This is a genomic window from Bacillus sp. ISL-34 (assembly GCF_018613325.1).
Classification (GTDB): Bacteria; Bacillota; Bacilli; order Bacillales; family DSM-1321; genus Peribacillus.
On sequence record NZ_JAGGQJ010000018.1, the window covers coordinates 20,795 to 33,031 of the forward strand.

The window sequence follows — 12,237 nt, forward strand, 5'->3', positions numbered from 1 at the left end:
GTAAAACACTTAAACTTACGAGTAAAACACCAAAACTCACGAGTAAAACACCGAAACTCACGATTAAATCGCCAAAACTCACGAGTAAATGGCCGAAACTCACGAGTAAATGGCCGAAACTCACGAGTAAATCGCCAAAACTCACGAGTAAATGACCGAAACTCAATAATTTTATGTTTCATCTTAAGCATGAATGAAAAACTGCCGAGGTTTATCGGCAGTTTGGTTAGTCTTTGATTAATTTTCGCTCGAGCAGTTCTACTAGTTGATACATGATTGTGGCAAAGACGGCGATGATCATCAAGGCAAGCATTACGAGGGTGAAGTTGAAGACTTGAAAGCCATAAATGATGAGGTAGCCGAGTCCTTTCGCCGAAACAAGGAATTCCCCGACGATGACGCCGACCCAGGAGAGGCCGACATTCACTTTCAATGTCGAGATGATCGTTGGGAAGGAGGCGGGTAATATGGCTTCCCGAAAAGCTTGTGTTCTTGTGGCGCCAAAAGTTTGGAGCACCTTCAGGTAATTTGGGTCGACTTCGCGAAATGCGGTGTAGACGACGATGGTGGTGATGATGATGGAGATGATCGCCCCCATCGAGATGATGGATGGTAAGCCCGGGCCGAATGCTACGATGATGATTGGGCCAAGTGCCACTTTCGGCATGGCATTTAGAATGACGAGATAGGGGTCAAGCGTTTTGGATAATCTTGGCGACCACCAAAGCAGGGATGCCAGGATCGTTCCAAGAAGTGTCCCTATGATAAAGCCGAGAACGGTCTCGAATAGCGTCACTCCTGAATGGGATAGCAGTGTTCCATCACCCAATTTCTGTATGAAAAGATGCCATACTTTAGTTGGGGAGCTGAAGATGAGCGGATCGATCACTTCCATTCTGGAAAGAAGTTCCCAACTGCTGAAAAAAACGATGAAAATCAAGATCTGATAAAAGCGAATGAGCTTGTTTTCTTTTCTTAATGAGTTTTTATATTGGTTATGAAGCTGTTCAATATTCAAGGCTCTCAAGCTCCTTCCAGATCGTTTGGAATAGTATCGGATACTGTGGATGGTTGCGTGCATGGAAAGGCGTGAGTTCACGCAGTTCATCGGGCACCTTGAATGTTTTGTGCACGCTTCCCGGGTTTGCGGAAAACAGGTAAATGCGGTCACTCATTGCAATGGCTTCACCGATATCATGTGTGACGAGCACGGCTGTCTTTCCGAAGGATTTCAGGGTTTCAAAAACAAGGTCTTCGAGCTTCAACTTCGTTTGGTAATCTAGAGCCGAGAACGGTTCATCAAGCAAAAGGATTTTTGGGTCGACCGCCAGTGTCCGTGCCAGTGCAGCCCTTTGCCTCATTCCTCCCGAGAGTTCACGCGGATATAATTTTCCGGTGCCTCCCAATCCAACGTCACTTAAAAGTTTCAGCGTTTTTATTCTCTCAAGGCCTTCATCTTTTTTAATCAGTTTCAAACCTAATAATATATTTTCTTCTATCGTCTTCCATGGAAATAGATAATCCTGCTGCAGCATATAGCCGATTGAAAGGTCACTGTTGGCTTTCAGCGGTTTGTTTTCGAGCAGGATTTTTCCCGCAGTGGGCGGAAATAGCCCGGCAATGATGGAAAGCAGGGTGGTTTTTCCGCAGCCGCTCGGACCTAGAAAAGAGACGAATTCACCTTTTTCAATGTCGAGGGAAATGTCCGCTAGTGCGGTCGCTGCCGTCTGATTTGAAAAATAAGTATGGTGAATGTCTTGGATTTTTAAAAAGCTCATCTGACATCCTCCTTACCTTAGCTATGCTATTTTGTGACTTCTTCTGCAAAATCTGTATTGACCAGCTCTTCATGGCTTATACGTGAAGGCAGTTCGCCTGCTTCATCCATGATGTTTTGCAGATTGTTCCATTCATCTTCATCAAGAATGGGGTCTGTGGCAAAGGATCCTTGTTCTTTGTAGCGGTTGATAACTGTTTCCATCGTCTCGATATTGGTATCTTCAAAATACGGCTGAATGACTTCGGCAATTTCAGCAGCATCATTTTCCTGAACCCAATCCTGTGCTTTCTTCAATGCTCTCGTGAATTTTTCAACAGTCTCTTTGTCTTCTTTCAAATAGCTTTCCTTAGCCATATAGACTGTATAGGGAAGATGCCCGGATTCGGTGCCGAAAGAAGCGACGATATAGCCTTTCCCTTCTTTTTCAAACACACTGGCCGTTGGTTCGAACAGTTGAACAAAATCGCCGGTTCCGGAGGCGAAGGCAGTTGCTACATTCGCAAAATCAATATTCTGGATGAGGTTCAAATCATTTTTTGGGTCTATGTTATGTTTTTTCAATACGAACTCGCCGGCCATTTGCGGCATTCCGCCTTTTCGCTGGCCTAGGAATGTAGAGTTTTTCAGCATATCCCAATTGAAGTTGTCAATTTTTTCACGTGAAACAAGAAACGTTCCATCCGTCTGTGTTAATTGAGCGAAGTTGATGACGGGGTCGTTCGAACCTTGTGCCTGAACGTAAATCGATGTTTCAGAGCCAACGAGAGCAATATCCGCCCCATCGGAAAGAAGCGTGGTCATCGTCTTGTCGCCGCCTGCCGTCGTTTTCAAATCAATGCTCAGCCCCTCATCTTTAAAAAATCCTTTTTCAATCGCTACATATTGCGGTGTATAGAAAAGGGAGCGGGTTACTTCGGCCACCCTGACCTTCGTTGTTTCCTCTTCCTTGTTGCCGCATGCTCCAAGCGGGATTACCAGCATGCACAGAAGTAAAAATACGACACCTGCTTTGCACCATTTTTTCAAAATTCCTTCCTCCTTGATATATAGGTATTTTGCCTACGTTATCGTATGAACGGAAGAAAAAAATGTGAATGCCTCTCAGGGGATAAAAACAAGCGGATGTTTTACAATAAGAACAAAGAGAAAGGAGAGTGGAAATTGGAGAACGGAACGATTATTTCAAAACGGCGGTTTCCATCACCGCATCCACAAATCCATCTTTATTCAGTTACATACATATCACAAGGCCTAAAGGTAAAGGGGTTGCTTGCCGAGCCAGTTGATGGCGAAATACATGATGCTTTCTTATATTTACGCGGCGGGATTAAAAATGTCGGCAAGGTGAGGCCCGCAAGGATCGTACAGTATGCCGTAGAAGGTTTCATCGTTTTTGCCCCTTTTTACCGTGGGAATCAAGGCGGAGAGGGAGATGAGGATTTTGGAGGCGAAGATCGATTCGATGCGATATCAGGATTCAATCTTCTTGAACAGCACCCCCGAGTGAACAAGGATCACATTCATATCCTCGGATTTTCCCGTGGCGGCATCATGGCGCTTTGGGCTGGGATATACTGCAGTAATGCAGCGTCGATCGTCACATGGGGAGGTGTGTCGGATATGTTTTTAACGTATGTCGAACGTGTCGATATGCGTCGGATGATGAAGCGGGTCATCGGCGGAACACCTAAAAAATGCCCCGATCAGTATGAATACCGTACTCCATTGTTTGCGATTGAAGATTTGAATGTACCCGTCCTGATCATTCATGGTGAAAAAGATGACAATGTCGCCATAGAACACGCATACCGATTGGAGAAAAGGTTGAAAATGCATGACAAAGAGGTCGAAAGCTGGTATTTCCCTCAATTCACGCATTACTTCCCGCCGGCCGTGAACAGAAAAGTAGTCGAAGATTTAACATCTTGGATGAAAAGTAAAACCGAATAATGATAGAATGAAGTATATTCTAAGTATATTAGCAAGAGGAGGAGATACACATGGGCATGCCTATGGAGCTAAATACCATGATCGTTACAAAAGGGAACGAAACCCGTGAAGAAGAAAACATTTTCCGGCTGTCGAAAGCTGGTTACAGGTTATACCCTATCGATATTCCAATCGATGTCCGCAAAACGATTCAATCTGACTCAAGCGGAACAGCCGTTATTCAAAAAATTGAATGGACCAGTGAAAAGACCATCATTACGTACCAACTGCTATCACTGAACTCAACTAACTAAATAGACAAGCGCTTGCCGGGAATCGATTCGCTGCAAGCGCTTTTTTTGATTGTGTTGGAGAATTCGACCAGATGTGCGAAAAATTCGGCCCTGTGCCCCCATAATTTGGCCTTAAACACCCATAATCCGACCTGTGCACAGACAATTCGATTGTAGACGCCCATAATCCGACCTGTGCACAGACAATTCGACCGTAGACGCCCATAATCCGACCTGTGCCCCATAAAAATTCGACCGTAGACGCCCATAATTCGACCTGTGCCCCAATAAATTCGACCGTACACACCAAAATTCGAGCTCTACACTAATAATCCAACCTACGTGGTAAAATGGTGTAAAGCGCATGAGGTGGGGTGATTTGATGATTTTGGTGAGTTCTTGTTTAGCGGGTCTTGAGGTGAGGTACAATGGTACCCACAGCTTGGATGATAGAATTATGGAATTAATGAGGGAGAAAAAGGCTGTAGCGGTTTGTCCTGAGTTGCTTGGCGGTTTTTCGACACCGAGGGAACCTGCTGAGATAGTTGGCGGTGAAGGTGGAGATGTCCTTGATGGAAAAGCGAAGATCATCGAAAAGTCGGGCCGGGATGTAACGGAATTGTACATAAAGGGAGCCAATCTTACGTTATTGAAGGCCCAGGAGGTAGGGGCCACGATAGTCGTTTTAAAAGAAAATAGTCCATCCTGTGGAAGTTCCACGATATATAATGGGGAATTCAAGGGGGAGAAGAAGGTCGGGAATGGAGTGACCGCGGCTTTGCTTAGGCGCCATGGGTTCACGGTCATTTCAGAGGAAAGGCTATTCAATCATCTAAATGAAAAATGAGTAATGGCTTTTTAGATTGTGCTTTTGAAAGAAGGGGAATACATGGAGGATATCAATCTCTATACTTTGCTATTTTTAGTACTTGCGGGTTTTATTGCCGCATTCATCGATTCCGTCGTGGGAGGGGGCGGTTTAATTTCCATTCCGGCTTTATTGTTCACGAGGATTTCGCCTTCAGCGGCACTTGCCACTAACAAGCTGGCGGGTACAATGGGATCTTTAACGAGTACGATTTCATTCATTCGGGCTGGAAAGGTGGATTTCATATTCGTCATCAAGCTGTTTCCGATCACTGTGATTGGAGCGGCGTTAGGAGCATACGTAGTACATTTCGTTTCCGCAGAGATTCTGAAGCCCCTTATTTTGATCTTGCTGGTCATTGTCGCGATTTATACATTGGTAAAAAAGGATTGGGGTAAAGATGCAAAGTATAAAGGGCTGAAAAGGAAGAAAATGATTCTTTTGATTGTCATAATATTTGCGATTGGTTTTTATGATGGTTTTCTTGGACCAGGCACAGGGTCCTTTTTATTATTTTCATTTTTGATCATTGGGTTTGATTTTGTCCGGGCTGCCGGGAATGCAAGAATATTGAATTTTGGAAGCAATATTGCCGCACTTATCATTTTCTTATTTATGGGGACCGTCAATTTTGCCTATGGAATCCCGATGGGGCTTGCAATGGTCGCAGGAGCATTGGTAGGAACGAACTTTCAATTAAGAAAGGTGCTTCATATGTACGTATATTATTCATTTGCGTCACGATTTTATTGATTGGAAAAAATGCCCTTAATTATTTTCATCTTTTTTGATGGATGGTTTCCGCGAAAAATTCCTATGAAATGGCCGGATACAAATCGTATTTTCGGTCATTTTTTATATTCATTTTGTGAAATTCAAGTTCCAGTGGACGCCAAATTGATCCTTGACCTATACTTAGCTCCCCAAAAGGTATCTTGCAGTTCCATTAACGATATTCCTTTATCACACATAACATCATATAAATGCTGGATTTCCGAGTCGCTTTCACATTCGAGGACCAACGCAACATTATTCCCGACTTCAAGGGGATTGCCTGGAAACGTATCAGATACCATGATCAACATATCGCCTTTTTTGATTTTGGCATGCAAAACAAGGCCATTCGCTTCTTCAGGTGTTGGGAAATCAGCTTCCCCGTAAGTTTGCAGTTCGGTTATCTCTGCATGAAATACCTCTGCATAAAAGGCTAATGCGTCATTTGCTTGTCCATCGAAGATTAAATAGGGGGTAATTTGATTCTTCATACTAATCCTCCTGTTTCGTGTCATGACTATCAATTCGACAGTGAGATCTTATCCTCCTTTATATTCACTGGGGCTTAGCTGCATTTTCGATTGTGAAATCATGTTAGTTTCCCATCAAAAAAATTGAAATAATCTATTGGTTTTGTTTCTTATCAAAACAAGCTTCGCAGATGAAACTTCCTTCATTTTTTAAATATGCCTTTTTTTTTCAGTCATCCCTTTACGCTTCGGATAACGCATTTTCATAAGAACGACTTCGTCCCCCTTAATTTCTTTACCACACTTAGGATCTTTCCCGAACATTTAAACAACTCCAAGCAATGTAAAGTTTTCAATCTAATACGATTGACTTCAATGAAACTATGATTTACCCAAACTATCACATATGTATCTAACATTTTCAAATTAAATTAGTATTAGTTATGTACTCATTGCTTTAATCTGGCGCGAATTCAGCGTTTAATAAAAAAAAGCCTGCCGCTCACGTGACAGGCTTTTTTCATTATTTTATTTTTTTCATAATGGAAGGGGGGATTTCATTCCGCAATGCTTCAATAGAATTTCAACTATGCGCTGTGAAGCAAATCCATCTCCATATGGGTTGGAAGCTGTCGCCATTTTTCTATAGGCCTCTTCACTTGTAAGCAGATTATTAGTCAATTGGTAAATTCGATCTTCTTCAATTCCTGCCAATAAGAGAGTGCCAGCGTCGATTCCCTCCGGACGCTCTGTCGTATCGCGCAGCACTAGTACGGGAACGCCTAGCGATGGGGCTTCTTCCTGTACCCCTCCGGAATCTGTCAGGATAAGATGTGATCGCGCCGCAAAATTATGGAAATCAATCACTTCTAAAGGTTCGATTATATGCAGTCTATCATTATCGTTGAAAATCTCATGAGCGATTTCACGAACGACTGGGTTTTTATGAATGGGGAAAACAACTTGGATATCCCCGTGTTCATCAAGTAGCCGTTTCACCGAACGGAATATTCCTTCCATGGGTTTTCCGATATTTTCACGGCGGTGTACGGTCATTAATAGCATTTTATCACCATTCAATCCTGAGAGGATCGGATGCATGTAGTCTTTTTGTATCGTTGTTTTCAAGGCATCGATGACAGTGTTGCCGGTAATATGGATATAATCATTGTTTTTATTTTCCGATAGAAGATTTTCCGCAGCCCTCTTGGTAGGCGCAAAGTGCAAGTCAGCCAGGACTCCGGTCAACTGTCGATTCATTTCTTCAGGGAACGGTGAAAGCTTATTCCAGGTACGGAGACCAGCTTCAACGTGACCAATCTGTATCTTATTATAGAAAGCGGCCAAGCTTGCGATGAAAGTTGTCGTTGTATCCCCATGTACGAGGACGATATCCGGTTTTATATCTTTCATGAGCGAACTCAATTTTTCGAGCCCTCGAGTTGTAATCTCTTCTAATGTTTGTCTATCCTTCATCATATCCAAATCGTGATCTGGCTTTATTTGAAAACATTGCAAGACTTGGTCGAGCATTTCCCTATGCTGGGCGGTGACCACCACGATGGTTTCTATTTCTTCTTGATACTTTTTCAGTTCCAAAACGACTGGTGCCATTTTGATAGCCTCTGGTCTTGTACCAAATACGGTCATGACCTTTATACGTTGTTTAGGCATGCTCATTTCCTCCCCTTTTGAATGTCTCCCCCATTATAACGGGAAGTTCATGGGAAATATAAAAATGAAACAATAATTAACAGAATTTTTACAATATTAATGAGGACTTTATATTTCTTTAACCTTCAGTTAATATTTGGCATTTACAATATAAAGCAGGAAGTAAAGCAAAGCAGAATAGAGGTGATAGGCGAATATGAAAAGCGTCCTGATGATCGTGCAAAACTTTTATCCGGAAATCGGAAGTGCGGGAAATAGAATGAAAAACATATATCTCCATTTGAAAAGAAACGGATTTGAGGTAACGGTCATCACATTGAAGCCGAGTTATCCTAATCAAAGTTTATATCAAGATACAAAGTTTTGGGATGAAGAAAGCATTGAAGAAGATGTCATCAGGATTAAACCGGACAAGGTGAAGAGGTATACAAGCAATATGGGGAAGCGGTTGCTTCATTATCTTGAAGCGATGTGGCTTTTCATTTATACAATCATCCGTCTCGAAAAAAAATATGATTACGTGTTTGCCACGACTCCGCCTATCTTCCCGACATTGGCGGCGTTGATCGCCAAGAAAAAGATGAAGGCGAAACTCATTACCGATGTCAGGGATTTATGGCCGGAATCGTTGATAGGAGTAGGAGTATTTAATAATAAGTGGGTTTTGAAAATCGCTTTCTTCCTGGAAAGGAAGCTATATCAGCATTCAGATTTTATTATCATCAATAGTCCTGGTTTCAGGGATTATATCGTTGCAAAGGGAGTCAAGGAAGAGGCCATCCAATTCATCCCTAATTCGCTTACTGCGGATGAGCTGACGTTAAAGAACTTGCTTACACCCGTATCGGAAAATGTAATCAAGGTCGTTTATGCGGGGAATATCGGACTGGCCCAGGACTTGAAAAAACTGATAGCCGTAGCAGAAAAGCTAAGGGAACATAAACAAATCGAGTTCTCGATGATTGGATATGGATATCGGACATCCGAAGTGGAGAAGGAGATAAGCGCTAGAGGGCTGACTAATATTAAGATGATTAATGCGATGAATCGAAGAGTGACTCTTCATGAAGTTTCAACGTCCCATATTGCCTATGTGAGCTTGGTTGAAAAAGAAGTCTTCAATAAGGTGCTGCCTGGTAAAATCATCGATTATATGTGTGTCGGAAAACCGATTGTCGGTGATGTGGACGGCAGGGCCAAGAAGATGCTCTTAGAGGCGAAATGCGGGCTGGTGGCAGAGAGCAGGAATGTTGATGAAATCTGTCAGCATATTTTGACCATGGCCTCTGATCCAGCTCTTCGTGAAGAACTGGGGGAAAATGGTTATCGGTATGCTAAACAACATTTTCAATGGTCTAAAAATATTAAAGGTCTCATCAATGTGATGGAAGCGTCAGGCTGAAAAATCCGGAAGTGGAGGACAACATGGCGAAGAAAGTATGTATGTTCGTGTGGAATCACTTTACAAACGATGCGAGGGTTCTAAGAGAATGCACAGCACTTACTGAAGCGGGTTATGAAGTCGATTTAATTGCCATTCATAACTGGAAAATCAAGGATCTGCCCAAAAAGGAGAAACACCAAAATGGTTTCTCTGTCACTAGGGTGAATAACCGCTGGGAGGCGCTTCATAGGATTCTCAGGATCGTAGGCAAATTGAAGAAAAAGAAGTTTGAAATCGTTCTATTGGCCTTATTGGTCTGGAATACGTTGTGGAACTTGAACTTGATCAACGGCTGGTTGGGATCGGCAATACTGTTCGGTTCCCTTGCACTCCTTGCGATGGGCACTGTGATCATCACTAAAACGAAGCTGCCGACACTATTAACAAGGAGCTACATTTTTGGTCAAATGATCTATCATGGCCGGAAAAGGAAATATGATTTTTACCATTCGAACGACTTGAATACGCTCATGCAGGGAGCGATCAGCAGTAAATGGTTGAGAAGAAAAAAGCTTATTTATGACTCGCATGAGGTACAAACGAGCAGAACGGGATATAATAGCCGAATTTACGGGATGATGGAGAAATTCCTATTAATGTTCGTTGATGAAATGATTGCCGAAAACCATACGAGAGCTAAGTATAACGAAGACTTATATGGTCTGTATCCCAAGGTGGTCCATAATTACCCGATTCCAACCAATCCGGAGGAAAGCACGGCCGTGAATTTGCATGAGCTGCTCGATTTGCCAGAGAATGAACCGATTTTGTTATACCAAGGCGGCGTTCAAATGGGAAGAGGGTTAGAGCAATTGGTCGATGCTGTACCGATGATCGAGGGCGGGACGGTAGTTTTTATCGGAGATGGAAGAATCAAGGATGATTTAATGAAAAAAGTAAGTGACATGAATCTGGAGCATCGTGTGAAGTTCCTGCCGAAGGTTCCGGTCGACGAACTGCTCCATTATACAAAAAATGCGTATTTAGGTTTTCAGATATTGAATAATGTCTGCTTTAATCACTACTCCGCATCTTCAAATAAATTGTTTGAATACATGATGAGCGGTGTGCCTGTGGTTGCCTGCAGCTTTCCTGAAATTCAAAAGGTTGTCGATACGGAAAAAATCGGAGTGTGTGTCGATTCACATGATCCAAAATCTATTGCCGAAGGCGTCAATTACTTATTGAAACATCCTGAAAAAAGGGCGGAAATGAGCAATAACTGCCTGAAGGCCCGGCAAAAATACAATTGGAAACAAGAGAAGGAAATATTTATCGAAATCTATCAAACAGCCTAACAAATTTGAGTGTAGCAGAAAAATAGATAGGAGTGGTTTATATGAAACTTTGTACAATCGGACTTGGTTATATAGGACTTCCGACCTCTTTAATGTTTGCGAAACACGGTGTCGATGTTGTCGGCGTGGATATCCATCCTGAGATTATTTCCAATTTGAATAGCGGCAGGCTCCATATCGAAGAACCTGGATTGGAAGAGGTATTGCAGGAAGTGCTCACCTCCAATAAGTTCCGAGCTGCGTTAAGCCCGGAACATGCGGATGTTTTCATTATCGCAGTTCCCACTCCAAATAAAAAGGACATGCATCAATCATGTGATTTAACTCATGTCATGGATGCAACCTCCAACATTCTTCCTTTTATCAAAAAAGGGAATGTCATCATTATCGAATCGACGATTGCGCCAAGAAGCATGGATGATCATATTAGACCGATGATCGAGAGGACGGGCCTTACCATCGGAAAAGACATTTTCCTCGTTCATTGTCCTGAACGTGTTTTACCTGGAAGGATTCTTGAAGAGTTGGTTCATAATAACCGTATCGTCGGAGGCATCACGGAAACATGCTCATATAAAGGAAGTCTTGTTTATAAAACCTTCGTTCAAGGAGAGATCATTCAGACGGATGCGAAAACGGCTGAAATGTCCAAACTGATGGAAAACACCTTCAGGGATGTCAATATAGCCCTTGCGAATGAGCTGACGAAAGTCTGCTTCGAGCTCGATATCAATGTTTTGGATGTCATATCGATGGCAAACAAACACCCTCGTGTCAATATTCACCAACCAGGACCTGGAGTTGGCGGCCATTGTTTAGCGGTCGATCCGTATTTCGTCGTTGCAAAGGCACCTGAGCAAGCGAGAATCATTAAATTGGCCCGTGATACCAACGTATCGATGCCTTATTACATCGTTAATTCCGTAAGGATGATGCTAGAGGGGATCCGGAAGCCAAAAGTAGCTGTTTTCGGTCTTGCATACAAAGGAAATGTAGATGATATTCGCGAAAGTCCTGCCATTGATGTCGTCAATATCTTGATGGGGATGGAAAACATGGATGTATCCTTGCATGATCCGCATGTACAATCCGGAAAGATGCCAGTCGTATCAGTGGAAGACGCTGTAAATGATGCTGACTTGATACTTGTCCTGACCGACCATGATGAATTTAAACAGATGGATTATGATAATCTATCAAATCTCATGAGAAATAAATTGATTTTGGATACACGCAATTGCATTGATGCAACTAAAACAGATGTCCCGGTGGCCAACTTGGGCAATATATATCAATACAAAACGATGTCCATGAAAAAAGCCAGGAATAAAGCAATCATCTAAAAATTTGGACAAACATCGATAATGGAATAAGGATTAAAGGGCACTGACTATGACAGTGCCCTATTTGAATATCATCATCTGGCAGAAGGGACGGAGGGCAGAAAGTCAATGAAGAAGAGGACCAAGCAAGAGCTTGGTCCTTTCATCCTGTACAAACGTTTCAGGTGGTCTCAGAAATCCGCTCCCTTTTAGCCAAGCCCCGCCCCAATGGCGAGGGCTTGGCTAGCCAGTTATTCGGCCGGTGACGCTGTTATTCGACCTAGGCGACACTTTAATCAACCGTTGCCGCCGTTATTCGACCGTTGCCGCCGTTATTCGACCTAGGCGACACTTTATTCGACCTAGACCGCACTATATTCGGCCG

Annotated in this window: 11 protein-coding genes and 1 pseudogene; 7 read left to right on the forward strand and 5 right to left on the reverse strand. The window is 42.8% G+C overall.

Annotated elements, in window-relative coordinates; all coding sequences use genetic code 11:
* Nucleotides 1-226: 226 nt before the first annotated feature.
* From J7E52_RS13650 to J7E52_RS13660, 3 genes are read right to left on the reverse strand one after another with little or no spacing between them, the layout of a single operon-like run.
* On the reverse strand, nucleotides 227-1,018 hold the full coding sequence (locus J7E52_RS13650; RefSeq protein WP_286197745.1) for an ABC transporter permease: 792 nt from the start codon (nucleotides 1,016-1,018) through the stop codon (nucleotides 227-229).
* Nucleotides 1,008-1,778, reverse strand: a complete 771-nt coding sequence (locus tag J7E52_RS13655) for an ABC transporter ATP-binding protein (protein WP_214747277.1) — start codon at nucleotides 1,776-1,778, stop codon at nucleotides 1,008-1,010. Before J7E52_RS13655 ends, J7E52_RS13650 begins: the two co-directional genes overlap by 11 nt.
* Nucleotides 1,779-1,804: 26 nt before the next feature.
* Entirely contained in the window at nucleotides 1,805-2,761 is a 957-nt protein-coding gene (locus J7E52_RS13660; RefSeq protein WP_214747581.1) for an ABC transporter substrate-binding protein, read from the reverse strand.
* Nucleotides 2,762-2,902: 141 nt separating this feature from the next.
* Between J7E52_RS13660 and J7E52_RS13665 the strand changes: the two genes are divergently transcribed.
* From J7E52_RS13665 to J7E52_RS13680, 4 genes and pseudogenes are all read left to right on the forward strand, one after another.
* Entirely contained in the window at nucleotides 2,903-3,730 is an 828-nt protein-coding gene (locus J7E52_RS13665) for an alpha/beta hydrolase family protein (RefSeq protein WP_214747280.1), read from the forward strand.
* A gap of 50 nt (nucleotides 3,731-3,780) precedes the next feature.
* Complete coding sequence (locus tag J7E52_RS13670; protein WP_101225571.1) at nucleotides 3,781-4,023, forward strand: DUF2584 domain-containing protein; 243 nt, start codon at nucleotides 3,781-3,783, stop codon at nucleotides 4,021-4,023.
* A gap of 361 nt (nucleotides 4,024-4,384) precedes the next feature.
* Nucleotides 4,385-4,849 (forward strand): 2-thiouracil desulfurase family protein, encoded by a 465-nt coding sequence (locus J7E52_RS13675; protein WP_214747283.1) that lies wholly within the window; start codon nucleotides 4,385-4,387, stop codon nucleotides 4,847-4,849.
* 42 nt (nucleotides 4,850-4,891) lie between these two features.
* Nucleotides 4,892-5,661: pseudogene (locus tag J7E52_RS13680) on the forward strand (sulfite exporter TauE/SafE family protein).
* An 84-nt stretch (nucleotides 5,662-5,745) separates the two neighbouring features.
* Here the strand turns inward: J7E52_RS13680 and J7E52_RS13685 are convergent.
* Nucleotides 5,746-6,135: a VOC family protein gene (locus J7E52_RS13685; protein WP_309476888.1), complete on the reverse strand. Its 390-nt coding sequence runs from the start codon at nucleotides 6,133-6,135 to the stop codon at nucleotides 5,746-5,748.
* A 516-nt stretch (nucleotides 6,136-6,651) separates the two neighbouring features.
* Nucleotides 6,652-7,788: a non-hydrolyzing UDP-N-acetylglucosamine 2-epimerase gene (wecB, locus tag J7E52_RS13695; protein ID WP_396020278.1), complete on the reverse strand. Its 1,137-nt coding sequence runs from the start codon at nucleotides 7,786-7,788 to the stop codon at nucleotides 6,652-6,654.
* A gap of 196 nt (nucleotides 7,789-7,984) precedes the next feature.
* Here wecB and J7E52_RS13700 point away from each other — a divergent pair, with 196 nt between their 5' ends.
* The 3 genes from J7E52_RS13700 to J7E52_RS13710 are packed head-to-tail and all read left to right on the forward strand — an operon-like array spanning nucleotide 7,985 to nucleotide 11,873.
* The gene (locus tag J7E52_RS13700) at nucleotides 7,985-9,190 is read left to right on the forward strand and encodes a glycosyltransferase family 4 protein (protein ID WP_396020279.1); all 1,206 of its coding nucleotides are present in this window, start codon (nucleotides 7,985-7,987) and stop codon (nucleotides 9,188-9,190) included.
* A 23-nt stretch (nucleotides 9,191-9,213) separates the two neighbouring features.
* A complete protein-coding gene (locus J7E52_RS13705) occupies nucleotides 9,214-10,530 on the forward strand; it encodes a glycosyltransferase (protein ID WP_286197746.1) in 1,317 nt (438 codons plus the stop codon).
* A 41-nt stretch (nucleotides 10,531-10,571) separates the two neighbouring features.
* The gene (locus tag J7E52_RS13710) at nucleotides 10,572-11,873 is read left to right on the forward strand and encodes a nucleotide sugar dehydrogenase (RefSeq protein WP_214747290.1); all 1,302 of its coding nucleotides are present in this window, start codon (nucleotides 10,572-10,574) and stop codon (nucleotides 11,871-11,873) included.
* The last annotated feature ends 364 nt before the right edge of the window (nucleotides 11,874-12,237 follow it).